This window comes from Bifidobacterium sp. B4081, from assembly GCF_026537335.1.
Classification (GTDB): domain Bacteria; phylum Actinomycetota; class Actinomycetes; order Actinomycetales; family Bifidobacteriaceae; genus Bombiscardovia.
Window position 1 is genome coordinate 1 of the sequence record NZ_JAFNMM010000003.1, and the last position, 24,178, is coordinate 24,178.

General features: G+C 53.1%; 21 protein-coding genes and 1 pseudogene. 15 read left to right on the top strand and 7 right to left on the bottom strand.

Going from position 1 to position 24,178, the window contains the following annotated elements:
* From J3T92_RS06670 to J3T92_RS06695, 6 genes and pseudogenes are all read left to right on the top strand, one after another.
* Positions 1-188 (top strand): annotated as a pseudogene (locus tag J3T92_RS06670) (hypothetical protein); the annotation flags it as partial.
* A gap of 452 nt (positions 189-640) precedes the next feature.
* A complete protein-coding gene (locus J3T92_RS06675; protein WP_267400618.1) occupies positions 641-940 on the top strand; it encodes a hypothetical protein in 300 nt (99 codons plus the stop codon).
* Between the two features lie 105 nt (positions 941-1,045).
* Complete coding sequence (locus J3T92_RS06680) at positions 1,046-1,504, top strand: hypothetical protein (RefSeq protein WP_267400619.1); 459 nt, start codon at positions 1,046-1,048, stop codon at positions 1,502-1,504.
* A 31-nt stretch (positions 1,505-1,535) separates the two neighbouring features.
* Complete coding sequence (locus J3T92_RS06685) at positions 1,536-1,793, top strand: hypothetical protein (protein WP_267400620.1); 258 nt, start codon at positions 1,536-1,538, stop codon at positions 1,791-1,793.
* 82 nt (positions 1,794-1,875) lie between these two features.
* Positions 1,876-2,439 carry a hypothetical protein gene (locus J3T92_RS06690; RefSeq protein WP_267400621.1) on the top strand — a complete coding sequence of 188 codons (564 nt, stop codon included), beginning with the start codon at positions 1,876-1,878 and terminating at the stop codon, positions 2,437-2,439.
* An 11-nt stretch (positions 2,440-2,450) separates the two neighbouring features.
* A complete protein-coding gene (locus J3T92_RS06695) occupies positions 2,451-3,449 on the top strand; it encodes an Ltp family lipoprotein (RefSeq protein WP_267400622.1) in 999 nt (332 codons plus the stop codon).
* Positions 3,450-5,839: 2,390 nt separating this feature from the next.
* Here the strand turns inward: J3T92_RS06695 and J3T92_RS06700 are convergent.
* The 4 genes from J3T92_RS06700 to J3T92_RS06715 all read right to left on the bottom strand — a co-directional run bounded on the left by J3T92_RS06700 (position 5,840) and on the right by J3T92_RS06715 (position 9,932).
* A complete protein-coding gene (locus J3T92_RS06700) occupies positions 5,840-5,968 on the bottom strand; it encodes a hypothetical protein (RefSeq protein WP_267400623.1) in 129 nt (42 codons plus the stop codon).
* Entirely contained in the window at positions 5,965-6,246 is a 282-nt protein-coding gene (locus tag J3T92_RS06705; RefSeq protein WP_267400624.1) for a hypothetical protein, read from the bottom strand. The genes J3T92_RS06700 and J3T92_RS06705 overlap by 4 nt, the downstream gene beginning before the upstream one ends.
* A 317-nt stretch (positions 6,247-6,563) precedes the next feature.
* The gene (locus J3T92_RS06710; protein ID WP_267400626.1) at positions 6,564-6,911 is read right to left on the bottom strand and encodes a hypothetical protein; all 348 of its coding nucleotides are present in this window, start codon (positions 6,909-6,911) and stop codon (positions 6,564-6,566) included.
* A gap of 2,055 nt (positions 6,912-8,966) precedes the next feature.
* The gene (locus tag J3T92_RS06715; protein ID WP_267400628.1) at positions 8,967-9,932 is read right to left on the bottom strand and encodes a sugar-binding transcriptional regulator; all 966 of its coding nucleotides are present in this window, start codon (positions 9,930-9,932) and stop codon (positions 8,967-8,969) included.
* 126 nt (positions 9,933-10,058) lie between these two features.
* On the opposite strand from J3T92_RS06715, the gene J3T92_RS06720 reads away from it, so the two are divergent.
* From J3T92_RS06720 to J3T92_RS06740, 5 genes are all read left to right on the top strand, one after another.
* Positions 10,059-11,426 carry an MFS transporter gene (locus J3T92_RS06720; protein WP_267400630.1) on the top strand — a complete coding sequence of 456 codons (1,368 nt, stop codon included), beginning with the start codon at positions 10,059-10,061 and terminating at the stop codon, positions 11,424-11,426.
* 45 nt (positions 11,427-11,471) lie between these two features.
* On the top strand, positions 11,472-12,872 hold the full coding sequence (locus tag J3T92_RS06725; RefSeq protein ID WP_267400633.1) for a four-carbon acid sugar kinase family protein: 1,401 nt from the start codon (positions 11,472-11,474) through the stop codon (positions 12,870-12,872).
* A gap of 1 nt (position 12,873) precedes the next feature.
* The gene (pdxA, locus tag J3T92_RS06730; protein WP_267400634.1) at positions 12,874-13,926 is read left to right on the top strand and encodes a 4-hydroxythreonine-4-phosphate dehydrogenase PdxA; all 1,053 of its coding nucleotides are present in this window, start codon (positions 12,874-12,876) and stop codon (positions 13,924-13,926) included.
* A gap of 2 nt (positions 13,927-13,928) precedes the next feature.
* Positions 13,929-14,378, top strand: a complete 450-nt coding sequence (locus J3T92_RS06735) for an RpiB/LacA/LacB family sugar-phosphate isomerase (protein WP_267400636.1) — start codon at positions 13,929-13,931, stop codon at positions 14,376-14,378.
* Between the two features lie 174 nt (positions 14,379-14,552).
* Positions 14,553-15,293: a triose-phosphate isomerase family protein gene (locus J3T92_RS06740; protein ID WP_267400637.1), complete on the top strand. Its 741-nt coding sequence runs from the start codon at positions 14,553-14,555 to the stop codon at positions 15,291-15,293.
* Positions 15,294-15,488: 195 nt separating this feature from the next.
* Here the strand turns inward: J3T92_RS06740 and J3T92_RS06745 are convergent, their stop codons facing one another.
* A complete protein-coding gene (locus tag J3T92_RS06745; RefSeq protein ID WP_267400638.1) occupies positions 15,489-16,928 on the bottom strand; it encodes an FtsX-like permease family protein in 1,440 nt (479 codons plus the stop codon).
* Positions 16,929-17,133: 205 nt separating this feature from the next.
* Here J3T92_RS06745 and J3T92_RS06750 point away from each other — a divergent pair, with 205 nt between their 5' ends.
* Positions 17,134-17,430, top strand: coding sequence for a DMT family transporter (locus tag J3T92_RS06750; protein WP_267400639.1), 297 nt, complete (start codon positions 17,134-17,136; stop codon positions 17,428-17,430).
* Here the strand turns inward: J3T92_RS06750 and J3T92_RS06755 are convergent.
* Positions 17,417-18,982 carry an oligopeptide:H+ symporter gene (locus J3T92_RS06755; RefSeq protein ID WP_267400641.1) on the bottom strand — a complete coding sequence of 522 codons (1,566 nt, stop codon included), beginning with the start codon at positions 18,980-18,982 and terminating at the stop codon, positions 17,417-17,419. The genes J3T92_RS06750 and J3T92_RS06755 overlap by 14 nt on opposite strands.
* A gap of 469 nt (positions 18,983-19,451) precedes the next feature.
* Here J3T92_RS06755 and J3T92_RS06760 point away from each other — a divergent pair, with 469 nt between their 5' ends.
* Genes J3T92_RS06760 through dtd form a run of 3 tightly spaced genes read left to right on the top strand, consistent with a single transcriptional unit; the run spans position 19,452 to position 23,202 of the window.
* Complete coding sequence (locus J3T92_RS06760) at positions 19,452-21,758, top strand: beta-L-arabinofuranosidase domain-containing protein (protein ID WP_267400643.1); 2,307 nt, start codon at positions 19,452-19,454, stop codon at positions 21,756-21,758.
* A complete protein-coding gene (locus J3T92_RS06765; RefSeq protein ID WP_267400645.1) occupies positions 21,730-22,683 on the top strand; it encodes an AraC family transcriptional regulator in 954 nt (317 codons plus the stop codon). Before J3T92_RS06760 ends, J3T92_RS06765 begins: the two co-directional genes overlap by 29 nt.
* 18 nt (positions 22,684-22,701) lie before the next feature.
* The gene (gene dtd, locus J3T92_RS06770) at positions 22,702-23,202 is read left to right on the top strand and encodes a D-aminoacyl-tRNA deacylase (RefSeq protein ID WP_267400646.1); all 501 of its coding nucleotides are present in this window, start codon (positions 22,702-22,704) and stop codon (positions 23,200-23,202) included.
* Here the strand turns inward: dtd and J3T92_RS06775 are convergent.
* Positions 23,195-24,091, bottom strand: coding sequence for a cell division protein FtsQ/DivIB (locus J3T92_RS06775; protein ID WP_267400648.1), 897 nt, complete (start codon positions 24,089-24,091; stop codon positions 23,195-23,197). The two genes, dtd and J3T92_RS06775, sit on opposite strands and share 8 nt — an antisense overlap.
* Positions 24,092-24,178 lie beyond the last annotated feature (87 nt).

Below are 24,178 nucleotides of genomic sequence, written 5' to 3' on the forward strand. Positions count from 1 at the left end.
ATGTGGTCTTTGCCGGACCATGCTCGTCCATGATAAGCTCCCCCTCCTCACATGACACTTTGCCACCAGCTCCATTCTCCAACATGATCCTCATTGACCGGAGCATGACCTACACGCAGAAACGCTGCACGCTCGTTCATGAGCTCATCCACTGGCAGCACGCCGACAACACCAGGACAGGAGTCTAAGGTTCCCGCGTCGAACACCGCACCGGGAGGGAGACCGCGTTGAAGCTGGTCGACCCACTTGAATACCGGACTACAAAAAACATTTATGGAGGGAACTCCTACCAGATCGCCTGCGAACTTGACATCACCTTCCAAATAATACAAGACTACCGATGGCTACTCGATTCAAACACGACCATTCCAATCATTCACAGAACCATTAACCGAATAACAGGAGGGCATGTCCTCCTGATAGGCTGGCGGACACTCGCAGATGACTGGCAAAGCAAAGGAGATTGACTTATGAAGAAGGGCATCGCTGCTCTGGTCACCGTGGCGGCTTTGACGATGGGGCTGTCGGCCTGCGGAGGGAGCGGCTCGAACAGCGCCGACTCAAAGAAGGAACAGACCAGCTCCCAGGAGAAGACCGAGAAAAAGACGGAAGCCCCCAAGCCTGCAGACTTCACAGGCACGTGGAAGCAGGTGAACGGGGCCGACAAGGACCACTACCAGCAGGCCACCGTGGCAGCAGACAAGATCGATGTCAACTGGGTCAGCCCGGACTCCAGCAGCCTGTACTGGTCGGGCAGCTTCACTCCCCGACCGCCGCCGGCGACTATTCGTGGACCAGCCAAGGCGACAAGGAGAAGATGTCGTCAAGCCTGCTCGCCTCTCAGGACGCTACCAAGGACTTCAAGTACACGGACGGTGAGATCACTTACTCGTCCATCGCGGTGGGCACCACGACCACTGTCCATCTCAAGAAGCAATGACTCAGTTTTGCCAGGCCCCGTTTCGGCGGGGCTTTCTCATGCTGATCTGCGACCATGGTGTAGGCTCACCCGGTTCCCGTACTCTCTCATACCACGGTTGCTACTGTGGAAATCATGGAACCCGACAAGGACGACCACGCCACCATTGACCATAAGCGCAAGCAAAGGGTCGGGGTCACCAGTATCCTCCTCTTCAGCTATTACTTCCTTGTCACAGCCTGTCCATTCATCCTCATCGAGTCGCCCAACGACAACCTCAGCCTCCTGGCCATCTTCGGTGCCGTCCACCTGCTCGTAGTCATCCCTTTCTCGTTCGTGCTTGGCATGTGGACGGCAGGCCATTGGGCCAGGAGAGCACAAGACTTCGTCTATTACACCCTCAGCATCTTCACGGCAGTCGGAATCGTCGCCATCGTGGTGTTCTTTACCGATTACGATTTATTCAGCCAAATATGCTATTTCGCCTTATTCTCCATCCTCCTGTTCCTCGCCGGAGCAGGAGTCATCTGCTTATACCATTCTGCGAGAAACCGGAAGAAAAACAAAACGCACATCAGTAAATGAACCATGCCAGAACTCACACACCCGCTACCAGATGCCGATCGTCCGCACCACCATGCAGCAATTTGCGGCACCGCTCACTCAATATCGATCCTCCGTCATCGTTCGTTATCCCGCAGTAGAATATCTGCTCAGCTTGACCCTTGCTATTAGCGCCCTCGTTCTGTGCTATCGTACAAATCTTCCGCTCTCTGTTCCGCATTTAGTTAAGCCTGCGGTAGCGCACCCTGATATGGCTCTTCATCCGAAACACAGCCTCTTCCAAGGTATGAATGTCCTTCTGATAGGCTGACATAAGTCACAGAAGACGCACGGAAGGACTCTTCATGTCAAGTCCGGGCCAGACAAGGTTCTACCACTCTTACGATCCGCCGATGCCCAACCAGCTTGCGGGGCAGCCGCCGCAAACGCCAACCCGATCAAAAATCCGCCTTGCATCAGAGCTCAAGAAGTATAAGAAGCGCTCCAGGACACTTGCCATAACGACATGCATACCGGCCGTTACAACGCTCATATTCGGAGGCATAGTAGTCGCGGCAGAGGTGATCACGGTCAAAGATAACCACTGTGCTCTCTCCAAGGTTTACAACACCTGCAAAGACGCTGATGATAAAGACTCGTTAAGTCTGGGAGACCACAACAACACCCTTACCGTCGACGAGATAAATGGTTTAGACGCTTATGAGTGCGTTGCATCGACCCTGCCGATCCCGAAAGCCACACAAGCAAAAATTGGTGCCGCCAATGGTTTCTCGGGGACGCAAACCGACTCTTGGGATGGCTTCGAGGCAACCTGGCCATGCAACAAGAACAGCGGGCTGGATCTCGTGATCCAAAAGGATTGGCCCGATTCACAAGACGGCCATCGGCCCCGCTTCGGCGGGGTTTTGGTATGTCTTGGTGATAGTTTTGCACTAGTCACAGTTGACAGACCATGAGAGGGAAGACCATGACAGGACCGACAAGCGATGACTACGATCGTTATCGTCCGCAACAGGAGCAGCCCACGCAGTCCACGCAGCCAATGCAGACCTCACCTGAACCACCGACCCGGACGATGCCACCTGCGCAGGAACAGCCAGCGCAAGCCATGCCTTTGCGACAACCCAATCAGCGACTCAAACAGATACCTTTCCAAGTACTAGGGCAACAACCCATAGGAGGCACGGAACAGGAGACGGCAACAACGCCAGCACCAAACGGGGAAGTCCAAGTCGAACCGAGCAGAGAGAAAAGGGACAAGGGCAAGAAGAAAACATGGTACAAGCACCCCTGGGTATGGATCGTCGTGGCGGTCGTGCTCATCCTGGGGCTGGCTTTCGGGCAGGGCGGATTGAAAGACACATTAGCCCCAGCAAGCAACACATTAGCCCCAGCAAGCAACAAAAGCACCCAGCCTTCGAAGGAGATCTTCGATTTGCAGACACTGGTGGGAAAGAAATGGGATGAAGCCAGCCAAACCCTGACCGAACACCATTGGACTGCCCACGATTATATGGTGCAGACCGACGAAGGTAAGACCCCAGTCCTCGGAGAGAACTGGACCGTCGCCTCCGTTTCCGCTGACACGAAGCCAGTCATCAGCCTCAAACACGACAGCGCCCAAGCTGCACCTGACGCACCGAAGGCGGACTCAAGCGTGCCTCACGAATACTCTTTCGCCCTGGCCAAGGCAGACTACTACTCGCGTGTATTGCACTTGAGCAGACAAGGAATCTACGAAGAGCTCACCGACGAATACGGGTATAAGTTCTCTCCTGAGGCAGCCCAATATGCCACGGAACATCTCAAGGCGGACTATAATGCAAACGCGCTTGCCCATGCGAAATACTACCACAAGAAGATGCATATGACACCAGAAGCCATTCGTAAGCAGCTCACCAGCGAGAGCGGCGATCAGTTCACGCCCGACGAGGCGAATTACGCCATCCAGCATCTGAACGACTGACAGAACCGCATCAGGCCCCGCTTCGGCGGGGCTTTTACATAAGTGCGCCGAAATGGGCGTTTTCGGGGCTTATGCTCGATTATCGTTGGTATGGCAACGATAAGGTAATGACGCCACACCTGTCACGCCATGAAAGCCTCCGGATTGCACTTTACCGTACACATGGGGTTCTTTTGGTGGTCTGAGAAGGTATGAGACCCCCCGCAACCATTGTGGCTGTTGTTTTTTCGTGGCTGTGGAGCCTCAGAGGCTTGAAACCTGGACTGAACGATTATGAGTTCGGTGTTGCATGATTATAGCCTCAGACACCTTACCGTGGTGTAAACGGAAATCCATAGACGGATGGGCTGCTATTTATTGCTGTTGCTTCTTCTAATCACTCAGAAGCTACATTCCTAGCCAATGTGGTCTTTCTGATCTTTGAGTTGACGGACAACATTTAAACTCAATTAATGTCGAAACTGGGTTAGGAGTGGACAAATCAAAAAGAGGACATCTTTCTCATATGGGCTCTGTCCAAAGCCAGATAAAAGTTAAACACACAAAAATGGAAAGAGATAGCACAACGACATCTGCATCGGTGTCAGAGTGTCAGCAGGAACAATCATCATTCGAAGGATTCGGTGGATACCAAATCCTCATCAATTTCAAAATATAATTGGACAGTCTTACAATCGACAACTCGAAATCATTGTTCATACAGTGTTCTCAATACGAATGATTCAATTCCGGGTCTTGCAGCTTTTGTGTCTGTATGGCTTTCTCCTCGTTGGTGACCCATAGGGGAATGAACAGACTAAAGCGATCAGCATCTATGGCATACAGGTTCACTTTGATCGCTTGGCTGGATTGGCCCCCTGGCTTCTTTCGATTCGGACTTGATTTAGTGCATATTTGATCTCATTATCGCTTCTATTCACATCGAGAATTCTGTTAAGACAACCTTGTTAAGGGTTTTCTGTTTACTCGATATAACAGCACTAATTAATTCACCAATTCAATTCGCCAAAACGATGTCTATGAAAAGACAAACATCTAACCTTTGGAACCTACCCAAGTGCGCATGACAAAACCACGGAACAAACCATTTAGCCAGTCTACGCTTTTGATTCAGCTGCACTCTCCTCTGGCTTTTTTGCTTCCCTGCTCAGTACGGAATAGAGCCGGATTTCCGCGCCTGTCATTATAGCCCCTAACAGTATAGCAATGCAGTGAACATTTCCCCAACCACAACAGCCCAGTGGTATTGCTGCCCCCACACTTGCCTGATCAATAATGGAATCGGTACGAAAAATACTGACATGAAACCTTCGAGTGCTATATTCCTGCATCTGCGCACGGTCTTGTGGAATATGTCCTTCCCAACAGTCCTCAGCAAAAAACAAGCATCCCTTTTACACCTTTTATCGCATAGGTCCTATAAAAATAAGGATCAACAAATTCCCTGATACCCAGATTCCCGATATAATACCGACTCAGCAGTATAGCAAGCAATAAAGAAACACACACCAGTCAAAACTAAGGCGAAAAATACAATCGCGGCATCAGATAAATGATCCTTGGGATTCTCCTGGAAAAGCAGTAAAACTAGAAACTCCAGAAAGCGTAGGCCGATGGACCTGCTAGAAAGAGGCTTGCGAACAAACACCCCGGAGAAATGAAACTCCAACCGGGAAACACTCGGCTGTCACCATTCGGCCCAAGCATCCGACGAAAAATCTCATGCGCGATTTTCCTGTTGATAGCGTTCTCTATCAGATCGAGAGAGAATCAGTTAAAGTCGTTCCTGCTACTTTCAATCTCAGCTATTGCTGTCTCAGATCTCCTGATCAATCTCCACAGGTGGTATGTCGTGTCGATGAAGGAAGCCAACTCTCAACTTTCATCGGCATGATTACTGTGCCGACAGACACCGCCGAACCAGCAAACAATATAAGCGAAGATATACTATTTTCTATGGTCATCGTTAATCTCTTTGGAATGTAAGCAGTATCTATTGTAAGTAGATACCACGGTTTCATCCCGGATATGCCCACTCTTGTTATGCGTTCAGCCGGCTCTATCCGACGACTCCGTCGGTTTGTTAGTCGGTATTTCACCCCGCTTTAAATCGAATCGGACTAGGACCGTTCGGATTCTTCTTTGTTTCGGCTTACTGAACCCGCGAACATCGAGATACCAATGTCCAGGGGCCATTTTTCCTATCTGCGATTGGTCGCCATCCGTCCAGTCATCAACGCACCTCAGAGGCTCCGTTTGTGCTTCGGAAGAAGAAACGGCTCAAACTCCAAGTGACGGTTTCCATGAATTAGCACAATGCCAATCCGCGCTACCTGAGACGTCACCTCCGAACTACGCGAATAGGATACTTTCCCCTCATCACAGTCTTGTTAGCCAAAAGCAAAGGATGCCGGCTGGTTGTTCTCTTCATCAAACAGTGGTGGGGTTATCTGACGGTACAGAAGTCCATCAGAAGGCTCAATGATCGATTCGCCCGGCTCAAGCGTCGCTGTCGTCATGACTCAGGCCTCGAAGCTTGGAAGACTGCAACATTCTTTTCAATGAACTGTTGGGCTTCTTTCAAATTCGAAGTATCCTCGTCGGTACCAGTGAATCCACCCTGCGGGAAAATAAACACATTAAAGCCAGTACCAGCATTTGCACCCAGGTCTGAATCGATTCCACACTTACCACTTGTTCGGCCATTGGCCCACTCAGGAGACATCCCTCTCTCTTCTGTGGGGAATATGCCGGGAAGATGCAGCGATTCTTCACCAATGCCTTCCAGCAGTTTCAAAGCAACAGCAATTGCTAAGTCACTTATGGCAGGCTCATCCCCGTTATTCCAGTTTCTGTTAGTGAAGCAGTCTGAATAATACGGGACGCGCCAACCGAACCAGGTTCAATATGGAATCCTTATTCCTGGTATCTGCCAATGGTTCCAATTATTCTGAATCCGCATATCACATGTGATTCGCACCACTTCGGCTTTGCCGGGTGAATCCAGTGATTTCTTGATTTTAGATATATCTTCAAAATTATTAAAGTATCCTTTACAGACATTATCATTCGAAATCGCTTTGAGCCTGAAGCTCTTCTGTTCCACATCCACAATTAAGTGAACTGCCTGGACAACTTCTGTTGATGTTTCCTCTGTGTCGCAGATTCATTTAAAGGCTCCAACTGAAAATCAGCACCACGTTCGTATGCCTTCTTTGCGGCGGCATGCTGTTTCCCTGTGATGCTGATTGTCTCGTCTGCGGAGATTAATGTTATTCCGTCATCCTGATCAAGAGAACCGAATATATCGGTAATCGCCTTACCGATTTCAGCGGATTCGTCTATACCCTTGAAATCACCTTGATCGAAAGAACCGAGCCGTTTGGCCACATCAGCTCCGGATCTCCGCAACAGCTCCGTATGAATCTCGTTAGTGGCCGGGGGAACACTGGCCTCAACCACAACACAGCCTTTTTATGAATGACAACAGGATCGATATGGGCTGCTTCCTGTTTGGGGCTTTCCCTTATGGCGGTTTCCTGAATAGCCTCGGTGATCCTTTGAATCTCCGGAAGCGCGGAAACCGGGATGGGGCCATCGGTGAAACATTCACCTCTGAATTCAAGTCTCAGGAACCGCACTTCCTGTGTCATATCTTTGAAGGTACTTCCGCTCGTGGATATTTGGAAATCCAATAGGACAAGTAATGGAACAGGGAAACAGCGGATTACCCTATTTTATTGCAATTAATGAGCTTATGACACATATGAATCAATTCCCCCTAGCTCCACAAGACAAGAGCCGGCCGAGGCAACTTGGCTGGCCTTTTTTATACTGTCTTGTGCTTCAGAATCCATCTTTCAATATTATGCAGTGCGTCACAGCTACCCGGTTGGTATTTCTGGATTACAACCATTTATGATCCACCTGAGACTTACCCAATCTAGTAGGAACTAGGCTTTCAAAACCTTGAGAGTTTATTGAAGAGGTGATCCGTTATAGAGTTAACTGCATTACTGGAGCCTGGAATTCAAATAAAGAACATGACAAGAAATCAGCAGGACCCATTTATGGCACAATTCAACATAGAGCAAAAACAGTTATAGCCATTGCCTAAAAAGGTTCCCTGCTTCAGGATCTAGACGACCTTAATCCGAGTCAGGAGCTCATCGTGGTATTAGATTAAGAAGCCGTGTCCCCCTTGCCAAGAGCTTCGACATGTCAGCAACACCGATACTCGTTGTTTTTATCGGCCTACTCAAAGAGTAGGCTGCAGAATCACTATGAGATAATCTGTGATAAATCTTCTGACGCATGCGGCCGCTGAGACTCTCTTCGATGAATTTGATCGTTTATGAAGGATTGAGTTTAACCGCAATTGTGTGAGAACGTAGCGATTGCAGGTACAGATTGACGACCACACAGCTTACAAGGAATGGGAGGCATAGCTGTGGCAAGTCGGAGCCCAAGAAGTTCATGGGAGCAGATGGAACAGTAATTCAACTTTATGATGACCTTATAGCTTGCGGAGACGAACAACATAAGCTTGACGGCGTCCACGCGAGTGTGGAGGACAGCTCGGCATTCGAATCACGGGTAACGTCAATCAGGATGCTTGCAGTCGGTCTATTAGCATTTGCTTTCCAAAAAAGCGGTGGAGAGAAATATCTAACTGTTGAAAGCCCTACATTGCGTGGGCAGCCCCGGCTAATCGTGAGCACATATCTAACGCGATGAGATTTGCGACCGCTATTAATGATTCTACGCGAAAACTGCTGCGGCTATGCAAAAAAGGCCGACATCCAACCTTCACAAATCCGAATCGATGCCGAAGCGACACCTATCCAAGGGTGATGTATATGACATGACGGCATTGAATGAGGATTTCGAGGCTGAACGAATCTATCTTGCAACAGAGTTCTTAGCAAAAAAGAAAGAACCCGGATTCTGATTGAACGGTAATATTGACGAACAGCCATTGGCTAAGGCACGATGAGTCTAGCTTGCTCCAAAATACAGATTTATAAACACGAAAAACGATTCAGCCGACGGTGTGTTATCTGTTCAAAACTCAGCGTTGCTCGCAAGTGACTTTTCAGACCAATTAGCAACAAAAATGATGTCACTTACCCTGAGGGGATTCTATTGGTACAAATACAAATAAGAAAACAATATTTATGGTAGCTATAACGCCTCCACTTGTCCACGGCCTATCCGCAACAACGATTAAACATACAAGCTTTTAAGGTAGTAGGTACAAATTCAACGTTAGCAGGCAAATTACTACCCATTCATAGGCTTATTCCGGACTGTCACCGTTTTCTTTATACCAAAATTATATGCCAGTAAAGCGAGCCGCTCATACTTGAATTTCTTCATGACACGGTTAAATCTTTTTATTTCTGGGAATTTTGGATGGACAGGCACACTACGTTGACGGCTGAGCGCTGCACATTTACAGGACCATAAGGAATGGTTAATGTCACATATGATTGCGAATTATTTATCCATTATATTTCACAACTCAAGCAGGGCCACAGCTGTTTGGCGGTCGATGACCAGATGTGTCACGAATCCGGACCTGAGGGCGACATGCAGAGCTCGAGCTTTGCTGGGGCTGGCTACAAGAAACAACCGGGATGCCACACTCATCAGCTCGGCGCGATTCAATCCTGTCGATCTGCTGTTCAGATCGATGTCACTGGTGCTGCCGTCAGCCCGGTAAAACGTTGAGGCAAGGTTGCCGATAACCTTTTGCTCATGCAAGCTCTTAATGTCTTTGCTGCTCAATAGTCCCGGCGTAAACAGCGGGCTCGGGTCAGATCCGTTCGGTGTGCCGACAGAGGTGACCATCAGATTCATGTGTTTTCGTAATTCAAGAATCTTGCGTATGCTCGATTCTTCATACATGAGATTCCGAGTACTTTCAGAGTCGAAAATAGCGGGAAGCGGAAGAAATCGCACTGATGCATCGAAGTTCTTATGAAAACGCGAAAGAATCTGCGTGGCATAGTTCTCTCCAAAGGTCTGCGAGTTGCCGAACCCATGCAGCTGAAGGATTCGCATGCCGGGCAAATGACGCTGTTGCAATTGCAACGACATAGCCTCTATAGTACGGCCCCAAGCAACACCGATTGTGGTGTTGGAATGAACAAGGGTATTGAGCCAGATGGCTGCGGATTTTCCTACAGCCATTCTTTTCAATGTGTTGTCTGCATTGTCACTGGTATCAGCGACGACTACCCGGATATGGTATTTCTTAATAAGCCGGTTCTCCAGTTCAAGTGCTGAATTTTTCGTTCTGTGAACAAAGAATTCGATGACATGCTCCTTTCTGGCCCTTGCAATGAGTCTGGAAACCGTTGAGCGTGAAATACCCAACTCCCGTGCCACCCGTTCTATCTTCAGCCCTTGGATCCAATACAATTCCGCTACATCGGCAAGACGGTCACGAGACTTATTCGTATCAGCTTTATTCGTCATTTGTATCATCATCGCTACAGTTATTTGACCTTTTTTCTCAAAAATACAGTATCAAGTTCCAAATCACAAGAACAATTGATATAAATTTTCATGTTTCAGCCGAATTCATATTGCAAGGAAGCGTATATGGCATCTACACAAAAAGCGGCACAACCGCACCGCAGCGGTTATCGCTGGGTTGTCCTTTCGACAATCTTCGTAGGCTACGTTATCTGCATGGCAGATCGCTCCAATATCGGTGCCGTTCTGCCAATGATGAGAAGCGAATTCCATATTTCAAACTTTGAGGCAGGTGCAGTGTCCAGCCTCTTCTTCCTGGGATATGCTGTTTCGCAAATTCCCGCCGGCTTGGTTATGGGTAAGTTTGGCACCAGAAAGATTGTTTCCGTAGCGATTCTAGGTTTTTCGATCGTCACATTCCTCATGGGACATGTGGGTGGAGCGTTGGCGCTACTGATTCTGCGTCTGTTCCTTGGACTGATTGAAGGACCCACACCCGTTGGCATGACATCAACAATCAATTCATGGTTCCCTTTGAAAGAAAAGGGCATCGCGACAGGTGTCTACATCGGCTCTACTATGGTGGCCCCGATTCTTGTCCCAATAGTGTCCGTGTTCCTGGCTCAAGCATTTGGCTGGAGATCCGTATTTATTTGGTTCTCGGTCCCCGGATTCATTATGGCCTTGGTATTTTATCTGGTCGTCCGTTCTCACCCCAGGGAGAGCGGGCACGTAAACAAAGCCGAGCTTGAATATATCGAAGGCGACAAGAACGGGAGCAAGACCACAGCAGTCGATTTTGGCAATATGGGCTGGATCGACAAGGCCATCAGACTGCGCCAGGGTCGTAGGCTCCGTCGTAACGGCGAAGTGCTCAAGTCCTGGAACATCTGGGGCGTTACGCTTGCCTACTTCTGCATGAACAACGTGCTTTATGGGATGATTACTTGGATTCCTGACTATTTGAAGAGCGCACGAGGCTATGGAACCATTTCCATGGGCTGGATGTCGTCCACTCCGTACATCGGAGGTCTGATCGGCGCCGTTCTTGGCGGCTTTGTCTCAGATCGTATTTTCCGTGGACGCAGGAAGCCCGCAATGCTGATTACGGCACTGATGACAGCAGTGATGATGGCGATTCTGCTGATTACACCCAACAGCACCGCACTATTGGCAATAGTACTGATTCTTGCCGGTTTCTTCCTCAACATCGGCTGGTCCGGCTTTACATCCTTTGCAATGAATATGACAACCGATTCAACCTATCCATTTGCCATTTCCATTATCAACAGCGGCGGCAATCTCGGTGGGTTCTTCGCTCCGTTGATCGTGGGTGCGCTGCTTGATGCCACGCACAACTACACCGTGGCATTCAGCTATTTCGTACTGATACTGGTCCTTGCTTTCTTCATATTGCTCACACTTACCGAGTTCAAACCTGCAGTTGAGCTGAGAAAAGACGAGGCCGTCAAAGTGGGAGCAACTGCCGAATGAGTTTCCCACCCCATCCATACAGCTTTTAAAAGCAGTAAAGGAGTAATGATGACCGAACTTGGCATTGTGGCCGACGACGTCACTGGTGGCACCACCGTGGGAGCGTTGCTGGCACGCGAAGGAATAGAGCCGACATTGTGCTACGACACGCAAACTATGGCGAATATCGTAAGCCCCGACGAAGACGTGATTATCACCAGCACCGATTCTCGTGCCATGAAGCCAGTGAAAGCATACAAAGCGGTTCGTAAAGCCACGCAGAGTTTACTTTCACTCGGCGCCACCCAGTTTTCCAAACGCATCGATACCACCATGCGCGGCAACATAGGTGCTGAAATGGAAGGAATGCTGTCGGTTCTTGATGACGACTATGTCGCTTTGGTGGTGCCGGCGATGCCCCAATCGAAAAAAGTCATGATCGGCGGATATTTGCTGATTGACTCGATTCCCCTGGCAATGACCGATGTCGCACATGATGTGCGCACACCTGTGGTGCTTTCCGACGTGCGCGATCTGGTGCAGTCCCAGATGAAACAGAAGATAGCTTATGTACCAGTCGACGATGTAGTGCTCGGCGCCCATACCATAGCAGCGCAGCTGCTGCTGCAACGGGCAAGAGGCTGCAGGGTCTTTGTGATTGATGCCGCTACATTGCAGGAGATTCAGTGGATCGCCGATGCCATCGTCGATTTGGGGTGGAAAGTAGTTGCCGTCGATCCGGGCCCGCTCACACTGGCATTGGCCATGAGACACAGCTCTATTCGTCCGAGTCCTCGTCCTGATCGATCAGTTCGTACCGAGGCCAGCGAATTCGACAAGGGCATTGTGCTTACATTCGCCGGCAGCGCCACGAAGACCACTCGTATGCAGATGATGCGTTTGGCGGCAGAACCCGGCACAGCGGTTCTTTCAGTCGATCCCATGAAACTGATTTCGAATAAGCCGTCAGTATGCAGAGAGGAGATGCATCGGGTCAAAAAGCAAGCCATTCAAATATTATCGACTGGCACCCACCTGCCGAGGGTAGTGCTTCTGGCTGTTGACAACGCCTTGAAAGACAAGCTTCCGGCCAAACATGACGAATTAGCGAAGATCAGCGGCCTTCCTGCCGAAGTAGCTTCAACCCTGATAACAGAAAAATTCAGTGAAGTGGCCCGCACAGTGGCCAATATAGTTACTCCCGAACGTTGCGCCGGCTTTTATCTGACAGGAGGGGACACCACAGTACGTTTCTGCAAAGCCATCAAGGCGCACGGGCTGCACATGGTCGATTACCTCATTCCTCAAGTAGATCAATCAGTTATTGTCGGCGGACCCTTCTCGGGTACGCCAGTCATATGCAAAGGAGGATTGACCGGCGTAGAAAAGACATCCCTTCAGGTCGTCAACCGTCTTTTCGATGAACAGCATGTCCAAACAAACCAATCAGAGAAAGCAACTATTTAATATGAGCGAAGAATTGCAAAAGCCAGTCATGGCCATCACTCTAGGCGATCCAGCTGGAATCGGACCTGAAACTGTAGTCCAGACCATGAGATCCTCGATGATTTACGACATAAGCAAACCGTTCGTCATCGGGCATAGAGACAGCTTTGAACAGGCAATGAAAGCATGCAATGTAGATGCTCTGAAGATCCATATGATTAATGACCCCAGCGAAGCATATTACCGCTATGGCACAGTCGATCTGTTGCAGACCGATGTGGCTAATGACGCAAAGATCGAATATGGCTACCCTCAGCGCGATGCGGCTCTTCGTGCTTACTCATACATCACTAAATCCATCGACCTAGGAATGGCGGGCAAGATCGACGCAGTCTCCACTGCAGCAATCAATAAGGCCGCGCTGAAAATGGCGGACGTTCCCTATATTGGGCATACCGAAATCTATCAGGAGCTCACACATTCACCTTATGCCTTAACCATGTTCAACGTCCATAAGCTGCGTGTCTTTTTCGTCAGCCGTCATGTTTCGTTACGGGAGGCTTGTGATATGGCCAACCATGATCGCATCCTTGAGTTTCTCAAGAACATCAACACCGAATTCAAGAAACTCGGCTTCAACCAACCGGCCATCGGCGTTGCGGCCTTGAATCCCCACGTGGGCGAAGGCGGTATGTTCGGCGCCGAAGAAATCACCGATATCCGCCCAGCTGTCGATGATGCGCAAAAGCTTGGAATCTGCGCAGAAGGCCCTCTTTCGGCTGATGCCATTTTCGCGCTGAATCTAGACGGCCACAATGACTGCATTCTTTCGATGTACCACGATCAGGGCCACATCGCCTGCAAAACTTTGGACTTTGAGCATGCAGTAACAATAACGCTGGGATTGCCCTTTATGCGAAGTTCCGTAGACCATGGCACTGCCTTCGATATTGCCGGGAAAGGGACCGCTCAGGGGCGCAGCATGATTGAGGCGACTCGGGTCGCTGCAGTGTACGCCGAGATGGGCATGAATTACAAGCGCTCACAGGAGCACAAAGCAGGGGAAGAGGAGTAGATATGAAGCTGGCTTTCGGCTGTGATCCCAATGCCGCTGAGCTCAAGCAGGCCTTGATAAAGGAGGCTGAGCGGCTCGGTCATGAAGTAACCGATTTCCCCTCTGAAGATCCTGTTTATGCCAACACTGCCATAGCGGTGGCAAAGTCGGTTGCCGCTGGTGAAGAGGACCGTGGAATTCTGCTGTGCGGAACCGGCATAGGTGTGTCCATCGCTGCAAACAAGGTCACCGGGGCATATTGCGCATGCGTGACGGATGTCTATCAGGCTCAACGGGCAGTGCTCAGCAATAATGCGAATCTCATTTCAATGGGAGCGCAAGTGGTGGGAGTGGAGTCGGCCAAGATGTTCATGGACGAGTACCTGAGTTATACGTTTGATCCCAATTCGCGCAGCGCTCCTAAAGTCGACCGGATTAACGAATACGAACGCGGGACGATCGGAACACGCTAAGACGCCCGGTCCAAGTGGATAGATGCGTTCAGGCGCGCGGTAGGCTGCTCAAAAATGTCTCTGTGCGCCTGTGCAATAAGACGTTACAGAAAAATAGTGACGCCGCTTCTGCCACAGGGCTATGTAGCAAAAAAACAGTAGATACTAATAATTCGACATGCGGAAGTAAAAGTCATGGCAATCGTCGCCTTAAGCACCAAGATGTATTTTCCCCGGAAGAGGACGCTTGATTATTGTCAGCGTCTAGTTCAATTACTAAAGCCCATCCATAACGCCGATTCCGTCGTTATGGCCGTGCTTCCTGATTTTCTTACGATTGCTCCAGTGAAATCGTTGCTAAAACCGGCAGGGGTGCTAATCGGAGCCCAAGATGTCTGTCCCAACGACAGAGGGGCGTACACCGGAGAAGTATCCGGCTCAGATTTGGCTGCTCTGGGTGCTTCGATTGTAGAAATCGGTCACATTGAACGTCGCAGATATTATCACGAGGACGATGCCCTTATCTCAGGTAAGGTGGCTGCTGCTAGGCGCAACGGTCTGACACCATTGTTGTGTGTGGGCGAGCCAGAACGCATGGATGCAGGGAAAGCATCGCAAGTATGTATCAGAGAGATTAATAACGCTGTGGATGGTCATAAACCAGGCCCACTATGGGTGGCATATGAACCGATATGGGCGATAGGAGCCCAGCATCCCGCATCAACAGAGCATGTGCGCGAGGTATGTACCGCTATTTCTAATCATTGCCGACAATACGCCGATAAAATATCCCTCATTTATGGAGGTTCGGCAGGACCCGGGCTTCTGACTGAATTATGGCCAGCTGTCGACGGGTTGTTCTTAGGCCGATTTGCGCACGAACCCGAAGCTTTCATTTCGGTTGTGCAAGAGGCCTGTATACTGGAGGCTTCCTGATTCTGTTACCAATTTACGAATGATCAGTCGGGCCCGCTCACTCCATCCAAACCCATAAAGCTTTCTTTTTTACACAACGAAGGGGAATAGAACAGCTTGACAGGCAAACTGTCCTGCTGGTTTGCGACAATCAACAGCCCATAACCAAACCCCTAGAGCCATTGCCATAGACCTACTCCAGTTGCTTGGTGTCGATCATTCGCCTATGGCGCCTTGCAGAATGGCTATGGGCGAGCGCCTCAATGCAGGCCGAGCCGTCAGCATGGTCGCCAGCGAGCCGACGACGATAATCGGCAACCCGCATATAAGGAAGAACCGCCAAGGAAAAACTATGGACAGACTGTGGACAAGCGGGCAATAGACTAGGGCCGTACTCAGTCCGACCAGTCCGGTACCGACAGCTGCGATGATAATGCCTGTAGTCGTCACGATGGTGCCGTCCAATATGGATATAGCAGTCAGCTGCTGCGGGTTTGCACCAGCAATTGACAGGAGCGCCAGATCCAGGTCACGATCCCGGGCAGCAATGGTGAACCCCGCGATCACGCCGACTAGGGCGATCAGCAGCGCTGCCCAGAAGCCATAGAGCAACTCCAGGGTTCCGCCTGATGTGATGTTCTCTATTCCCGGTACTTTGTTCATAGCGACGGTACTGGTGCTTCCGGCAGTCAGCAGACCGCCGACCAGAAACATGCAGGCGGTCAACGCTATGACCGTAGAGCCAAATGTCGTGTCTCGACTTCTGGCCTCCGCCTGCGAACGCGCTATTCGCCAGACGGCAGACGATGACGGCACCAGAGCGGTCCAGAGTTGAGTGACCCTGCCAATAACCGGCTCGCCCGCGCGAGCCAGGGCGATCAGCAGCAAGAGAATGGCGAACAGCGGTCCACTTCCAACAGCATTAAGGACCGCCGAGACCTGCTTAGGATCCAATGACCTAGGGCCGCTGCTCGAAAGATAGGCAAAAACAGGCAACGGCAATAGCAGCAAGGCCAACCCAAGGAAAAGCGGCACAAGACCGCGTCCATGTCGGAGCCGTTCGACTGATTCGCTCTCCTCGGCACGGCGCGCCACCCGGACGGGTGTCATCTTCGCCAAATCTCGCAAAGTCAGGCTGGTCGCCAAGATGGCCGTGGCAAAGCCCACAGCAAGGCCGGTCAAAGCAGACCTGGGAAAACCGTGCCAGGTAAAAGCGAAATGCACTGGCCTCCGCATCCCGGCGGAATACCAATCGAGGATCCTTCCAGCCAGTGCAGGCGAAAGAGCCGCAGCAACAAGAGAGGCCAGCAGGGCCAAAATCATTACCTGCAGTAGCGTAAGCACCAGGATCTGCTTAGGCGTAGCTCCCAGCAGCGAGAGAAGGGCCAGCCCCTGGCGACGTTGGCGAATTGATGCTTGCAGGGTGTGCTTGATCACCAGGCAGCCGAGCACAATGACCGTGAAGAAGACCAAACTCAGGGCCGAAGCCAGACTCTTGGCAGGATCCCTGGTCTTGACCGATAGACCTTGGTAATAGCTGTTGACGCCCATGCTCACGCTCATGGCACAGAGCATGATTTGGGCGACCACAAGAACGATAAAGACACCAGCCCAGATGCCATTATTGGCTTTCAGATCACGCAAGGCCCAAGTCATGATTCATTCACCTGCCAAATCCCTCTATTACATGTATAGTCGATCGACGCGGAAGACAGTATCCGGCAAACCCCTTATTCGACCCTGAATCAACCCTGATTCCTCTTACATGAGGCCATCGGCCACTCCCCTGCTTGGGCCACCATCACTCAGGATTAGATTCAGGTTCCCGGACGATGGTCAAACACCCGGACAGCGATAAGACATGCCGAAGGGAACCATCTCCTCGTGGATCGTACTCATACTCGCCGGCATCCGTGAATCGGTCTGGGCCACCGCCCTGGGAAAATCTCAGGGCTCTACCGAAATCGTTCCTTACATTGTTTTTATTGTGGGATTGATTCTCAGCATCCCTTCCAGCATGGCCTACGCTGTCTGGGTCGGCATTGGGGCTGCCTTGACAGTCCTGTACGCCATAGCTAGGGGGGTCGAAGCCTGTTTGGACGATCCCCGGCAGAAGACCCATCCTCCGGCAGGGATCAAGTTGCTCAATCCGACATGACGGTAGCTTCTATCTTGCCGCGGAAGAGCATGACCGCCACGGCCACGACAAGTTCAGCGATGCCGATGATCAGCATCAGCGGCAGCTGCTGGTCCAGGGTGGTCAGCTTCCCATAAATCAGCAGCATAATAGCTGTGCCGATGGCAGCCGACAAGCTGAAAGCGGTCTGCATCTGAGTCTCGTAGGACTTGGGCGCGATGGCCGCCACGGTCGAGTTGGCCGCAACGCCATAGGGGAAGCCGCCGAAGTTGGAGACCACATAGTAGAGCAGCAGCCAGAGCACGGAATACTTTGCCGTATGAGGATTGAGCACCACAGTGGGGACGATCAGAAGCAGGTTGGAAATGCCGAAGAAGGCGAATCCGAACCAGAGGCGGTTGGTTGACTTCCACCGCTTGCCCGTGTCGGTCAGCCAGAACCAGCTGAAGAAGATGCCGGCCAGCATGGCGATGATGCCCACGAGAGTGTTGAAGGATCCCGGAGCGATTTCAATGCCGCCGAACTTTCTGTTGATCCGCTGGTCCAGGAACATGAGCAGAGTGGTGCCCTGAATGGCGTAATCCACTCCGGCAACAATCTGCATGATCACGATGGGCACGAAGGCCTTGAGCCGCCGACGCTCCACTCCGACAATCCTCTTGGACCGCCAGATGACGGCAAAGAAAGCTATAGCCACTACAAAGGTGCAGGAGCTTACTGTGCTGGCCAGCGCATTAACGCTGACCTTGTGGGTGATCAGCAGGACGGCGATGACCAGGCCGATCGCCACTAGCACACCCAGGGCGCCAAAGCCGTAGCGCTTACGCTCCTGGCTGTTGAGCGGACGCGTAGGCTTGGAACCCAAGGATCCAAAGAAACGATTGCCCGGCACACCAATGATGGCGGCGTAGATCAGCGCAGCTACCGCTCCTATCGCGAATCCATAATGGTAGTTGATCAGTCCCAGCTGCGCGGAGATGATCGGGGTAATGAACCCAGCGATGTTGTTGGCGATGGCGTGAATAGCAAAAGCACCATCACGACGGTTGTCCTTGCGGTGGAACAGCATGCCGGTCAGCGAGGCGTTCGAAGCTCCCATAATGGGCAGGTTCATGAGGATCATGCCCACGATGGCCATAGCTCGACCTTGGCTGACGGAGAAAGCCGGAATAGCCAAGAGCCCGCAGGACAGCCCCTTGACGATGTTGCCGATGACCAGGGCCTTGCGTGCCCCGAACACCCGGTCCGCCAGCCAGCTGCCCACAATGCCGAACATGGAATTGATGGCCGCCACGATAGCGATAAGCTGGGCTGCCTCCCCTTGGCTGAATCCTAGACCTTGGGTCCAAGGCTTATAGAGGTAGTAGATCGTCACGGCCCCGTAGGAGGCCCAACAGATCGAATTGAAGAAATTGCCGGATGCCAGGGCGCCGATGCCCTTGGGATAGCCGAAAAAGGAGCGGTCCGCCCTCAGCCGGTTCAGCTCCTCCTCCTGTTGTCGGTCAACCTTGAGACCGGATTCATCGATCACAATATCCGGTTGCTCGTCACCGTTTTCCGCTGGTGTAGCCATACGCTTCTCCTCGCTTCTCAATGGTGCCGACCCTCGTTGTCCGGCACCCTTTTGCTCTGCGTGGAACCACAAGCTGTTCCACTTGGAACGGTAAATCCTCAGCCTTTCTGGCCTAGGTGCAAACCGAAGGGAAAAAGGTGGATATTTCTTGGTAATGCTGTCTGAACGCTACTCGACAAGGCCCCCCGACAAGTTGTAGCTTGCTCGGAAACCGCGCCATGGCAAAGGATTACGAAGAAAGAGACGCTAACCAGAACGACTCCAAACCAAAGACACAAGATTGTCCACCCATTCGACGATATCCCCCACCTTCTCGATAGGGCAGCCGTCCATAAACTGATGAGGTAAGGCGCGCAAAGGCATCAGGGCAGAGCGGCGCCGACGGATCGGAGACGACCCGATGGAGAGCATGACCGGCCAGAATCCGCCCGTCAGCGGAGGGAGTAGGTAATTCATCATGACATCACCCATGCACACTGATCAGGACTGCGTCGACGAGACAGCCCGTCGGATATATATCGGCAACACAGGCACCGTGGACTTTGACCTGACGCTGCCGACCAAAGGGGTGGAGGAAGCCACCATCGAATGGGCCAGCAGCGACGATCGATGGGTGAATCCTCAGGGCAAGGTCAATCAGCCCGAATACGGTCGAGGCGACCGTAACGTGACCCTGACCGCGACCGTCACCAAGGGCGAGGCCAAGGCCCAGCGCAGCTTTGATGTGACCGTGCTGCAGATGCCCAACAGGATCGAAGTGCGCAAGGTCTACCCCATCGAGATCAAGGCTCGCAAGGGCGCTACCTACTATCTGCCCATGTTCACGGCCGTACTGACCAAGGACGGACAGAAAGTCTCCCAGCGGGTCAACTGGGACGAAGGCGTTCAGCAGCGGGACGGGCAGACCGGTGAACACGACTTCCAAGGATCCATCGACGGCAGCGGCATCCGTGTGCAATGCAAGGTTCAGGTGATTGACGAAGACCCCGAACAGCCAGTGGATTCCAGCCCTAAGGTCCGCCGCGTGCCTATCAGCCGGGTTCGGCTGACCGGCGATGGAATGCTGGCAGACAACCAGCGCCGACGGATAGCCTTTCTGAAGACCCTGGACGACGATCAGCTCCTGGTTGAGTTCCGCCGAGCCTCCCACCTGGACACCAAGGGAGCCAAGCCCATGATCGGCTGGGACGCTCCGGACTCCAACCTGCGCGGCCACACCACAGGGCATGTCCTGTCCGCATACGCTTTGGGGTATGCCGCTACCGGCGACAAGGACATCCAGGCCAAGCTGACCTATCTGGTCGACGGGCTGGCCGAGGTCCAGGCCGCCTTCGCAAAGGGCGGGACCACCAAGCCGGGCTTCCTGTCTGCCTACGACGAGAGCCAGTTCGACAAGCTGGAACAGTACGCGCCCTACCCCACTATCTGGGCGCCCTACTACACTCTGCACAAGATTCTGGCGGGCCTGATCGACGCCTACCACTTCGCGGGCAATGAAACGGCTCTGCGAGTGGCCTCGGATCTGGGCGACTGGGTCTATGACCGCGTCCACCGGCTTCCCCATGAGCAGTTGCAGAACATGTGGAGCATGTACATCGCCGGTGAGTTCGGCGGCATGAACGAATCCCTGGCCCATCTGTATGCCATCACCGGACGCCGTGAGCACCTGGAGGCCGCCCGCCTCTTCGACAACGACCGCCTCATGGTCCCCATGCGTCAGAAGGTGGATGCCTTAGGCGGGCTGCATGGCAACCAACACATCCCCCAGGTCATCGGCTCGGTGGAGCTCTTCCGCCATACCGGCCTGCCCTACTACCTGCATCAAGCCGAATTCTTCCTCAAGTCGGTCATGGGCCATCACATCTACGCCATGGGCGGCACCGGTCAGGGGGAGATGTTCCAGCAGCCCGATGTGATCGGTGCCCTGCTCAAGGACAACACAGCCGAATCCTGTGCCTCCTACAATCTGCTCAAACTGTCGGCGCTCCTGTTCTCCTTCGATCCCGACCAGACCTATGCAGACTACACTGAGCTGACCACACTCAACCACATCGCTGCCGGCACCGACCATGTGCCCCAAGGCGGCAGCCTCTACTTCTTCCCCACCCAGCCGGGCGGCCGCAAGGAGTTCGACGAGGAGAACAGCTGCTGTCACGGCACTGGCCTGGAATCGCACTTCTACTACGCCGATGGAGCCTTCTACACGGATGAAACGACCCTGTGGATCGAGCAGTATCTGCCCTGCAGCCTGAACGACATCGACCAGAAGATGGCGCTGAGCATGAAGGTGGACGACCGCCACCCCGAGAAGGTGACCATCACCATAGAAGCCCTGGACAGACCGCACCTGGCTCTGCGAGTTCCAGCCTGGACCCGTGGCAGAGTCCACATCGACATCGACGGAGCCCCGGCATCCCAGGCTCTCATGGGCACCGACCCGGCTGTAGCGATCTTGGAGGCGAGCGCTTGCGGGCTGGATTCCTGGTCAGGGGCCACCGTTACGCTGACGTTCGACCCGACTATCCGGCTGATCGGCACCCCTGACAGACCCTCCCTGGCCGCCGTGGCCTGGGGCCCTTACGTGCTTGCCGCCTTGAGTCCCAGCACCGATATGCAGAGTCTGGACATCAATCGGAAGGATCCCGGGTCCGCCTTCGAGCGCCAGGGCGAGAAGCTGGTCTTCCGTCACCGGGACAGCGGCCTGGAATTTGTCCCCCTCTGGATCATTGACGAAAACCAGCCCTATCATGCCTACGTCGAAGTGGCCAGCCACTGACCGCGTTCTAAGGCCAAGGTTTTCAGCGACAGGAAGGACGGTCAGCACGGATCAGGCAATCATCACAAGTTTCCCCAACGATGCGGCGGTCTTCAAATCCGCCGGACGCTTCATCGGCACCCCCGGATGGATCCACGAGCGCCGCACTGTTGACAGCTTTGAGCTGATTCTGGTTGAAGAGGGCGTCCTCCCGCTGACCGTAGCCGGGCGGCATCATGATCTGAAGGCAGGCGGCCTGCTGCTAATCCCTCCCAGCATCCCTCATGAGGGCAGTCGACGGCTGGGACAGGAGCCGCTGACCTTCTACTGGGCCCACTTCACCTTGCCCGACTGGCAACGGGCCCAGGGCCTGCCCGACGAACAGAGTGACGGAAAGGACCAGGGCGCGGCACGCGTGGTGCTGCCCCTGGATTCTCGTCTGGCAGACAACAACCGGGTGACCGTCATGTTCAACCAGCTGCTCGACATCTATCAGCGCACCTACCCGGATCCCAGCCCCTACTGCAGCTATTTCATGACCTGTCTGCTCATTGAGATCTCCATGGGAAGGCCTGCACCAAAGGACCCTCAAAAAGCGGACGACGAGGACAGCACCCTCCAGAAGATCCAGGATTGGATCCGCATCAACGCCTGCGACCGGATCAGTGTGGCCAGCGTGGCAGAGAACTTCAACTACTCGCCCTCCTACCTGTCGACCATATACAAGCGACGGTTCGGCATGGGCATCACTGGACAGATCAGGCGGGTGCGCATCGAACGGGCGCAGGAGCTGCTCCTGTCGACCTCCATGGGCGTCAGACAGATAGCCGAGGCCTGCGGGTATGACGACCCCAAGTACTTCATGCGGGTCTTCAAACGGTTCTCCGGCTTGACCCCAACCAGGTACCGGTCCAGCTTTTCCCTGCGTCACTACAACAACGCCTAAAGTCTCTAGACTGGAAGCATGAGAATCGTCATACAGCGGGTCAGCCGCGCCCGAGTCGATGTTGTCGACGAACAGGGGCAGCCGGATCCCGATTTCAAACCCCAGAGCATTGGCACGGGCCTCTTGCTTCTGGTGGCCATCCAGGATGACGACGGGATTGACCAGGTGGACTATGCCGTCCGCAAGCTGACCCGGATGCGCATCTTCTCCGACGAGGAGGGCCGAATGAACCGGTCGGTCCTGGACTGCGGCGGCTCCATCCTCTCCATCTCCCAGTTCACCCTCTATGCGGATCTGCGTCGCGGCAACCGTCCCAGTTTCATGGCAGCCGGAGAGCCCCGACACGCCCAAAGCGTCTGGCAGGACCTGAACCGGGCCCTGGCCGCGACCGGTGTCCCTGTTGTCGTCGGACGCTTCGGTGCCCACATGCGAGTGGATTCGGTCAACGACGGCCCTGTGACCATCCTGCTGGACACCGACAAACTGATGAAGACGGCGACCTCTTCAGCGGTTATTTGACGATGGGCCGCAGGGGCGCCGACACATCCAGCTGATGTTTGTCGCCGATTTTGGACGGATCGTTGATGATCTTGTCGACCACGGCCTGTTTGAGCTTCAGGTCGGAGCCGTCGCCCCAGACGATGACATGCTTGCCCTGGTCCAGCTCAGTGGTGATAGAGTCCTGGGTTTCCGCAGTCACCTTAGTCACCGAATGACGCATGGCCTCGGGCATGGTCGACAGAATCCGCAGGGTCTGCCTGACCGCCTGATCCTGCTGGGCACGATTGACGGTGGACACCTGGATGACCGGCACTCCCTTCACCGGCTTGGACACAGTATTGAGCACCCTCCCCTGTCTGTCGACGGCCGTCAGTTTGTCCTGCGCATCCTTGAAGACCGCAGTGGGCTCCTGGGCATCGAAGGTCACCTGCAGACCGTGAGGAAAACTCTTGCGGACCTTGGCATCGGTCACCCCGGCCATGCCACTGATCTCCTCCTCGACGCCATTGGTGGAAATCAGCAACAGTGAGCGATCCCCCTGATGGGCCACGATTGAAGCCACCCGATCGTTGGACACCCAGGCATTGCCGCCGCTGACACCGATCTTGTCAGTCTGTAGGCGGAAGACCGGCGAGAGAAAGAGCAACCATGACAGTCCTGCAATAAGAGCCATGACCAGGACGACGACAGCTGTTCGGATCAGAACCAGCCTGCGGCTGACCTTCTTCTTCTCGCGCACCCGGGCCTGAAAGTCCAGAACCTTGGGCCGAACAAAGATCCCCAGCCCCTGATCCTCCTGGTCGCTGCCTATCCTGCCTGAGACGGGTCGATCCGGCGGTATGGTCCGGGCATCGACGAATCCGCCGGCCGAACTCGTCGAACGAGATTCTGCAGACTTGGATGCCACAGACTTGGAGGCTGAGGCACTGCTGCCTTTGATCAGCGAGCGGGAGGATGAGGAGGCCGACCTTGGACTACGTGTCCGGGATCCTTC

Coding starts and splice junctions, on each gene's coding strand:
- J3T92_RS06685 (WP_267400620.1), top strand. CDS start 1,536: ATGCCGATCGTCCGCACCACCATGCAGCAATTTGCGGCACCGCTCACT.
- J3T92_RS06690 (WP_267400621.1), top strand. CDS start 1,876: ATGCCCAACCAGCTTGCGGGGCAGCCGCCGCAAACGCCAACCCGATCA.
- J3T92_RS06695 (WP_267400622.1), top strand. CDS start 2,451: ATGACAGGACCGACAAGCGATGACTACGATCGTTATCGTCCGCAACAG.
- J3T92_RS06700 (WP_267400623.1), bottom strand. CDS start 5,968: ATGACGACAGCGACGCTTGAGCCGGGCGAATCGATCATTGAGCCTTCT.
- J3T92_RS06715 (WP_267400628.1), bottom strand. CDS start 9,932: ATGACGAATAAAGCTGATACGAATAAGTCTCGTGACCGTCTTGCCGAT.
- J3T92_RS06720 (WP_267400630.1), top strand. CDS start 10,059: ATGGCATCTACACAAAAAGCGGCACAACCGCACCGCAGCGGTTATCGC.
- J3T92_RS06725 (WP_267400633.1), top strand. CDS start 11,472: ATGATGACCGAACTTGGCATTGTGGCCGACGACGTCACTGGTGGCACC.
- pdxA (WP_267400634.1), top strand. CDS start 12,874: ATGAGCGAAGAATTGCAAAAGCCAGTCATGGCCATCACTCTAGGCGAT.
- J3T92_RS06735 (WP_267400636.1), top strand. CDS start 13,929: ATGAAGCTGGCTTTCGGCTGTGATCCCAATGCCGCTGAGCTCAAGCAG.
- J3T92_RS06740 (WP_267400637.1), top strand. CDS start 14,553: ATGGCAATCGTCGCCTTAAGCACCAAGATGTATTTTCCCCGGAAGAGG.
- J3T92_RS06745 (WP_267400638.1), bottom strand. CDS start 16,928: ATGACTTGGGCCTTGCGTGATCTGAAAGCCAATAATGGCATCTGGGCT.
- J3T92_RS06750 (WP_267400639.1), top strand. CDS start 17,134: ATGCCGAAGGGAACCATCTCCTCGTGGATCGTACTCATACTCGCCGGC.
- J3T92_RS06755 (WP_267400641.1), bottom strand. CDS start 18,982: ATGGCTACACCAGCGGAAAACGGTGACGAGCAACCGGATATTGTGATC.
- J3T92_RS06760 (WP_267400643.1), top strand. CDS start 19,452: ATGCACACTGATCAGGACTGCGTCGACGAGACAGCCCGTCGGATATAT.
- J3T92_RS06765 (WP_267400645.1), top strand. CDS start 21,730: ATGCCTACGTCGAAGTGGCCAGCCACTGACCGCGTTCTAAGGCCAAGG.
- dtd (WP_267400646.1), top strand. CDS start 22,702: ATGAGAATCGTCATACAGCGGGTCAGCCGCGCCCGAGTCGATGTTGTC.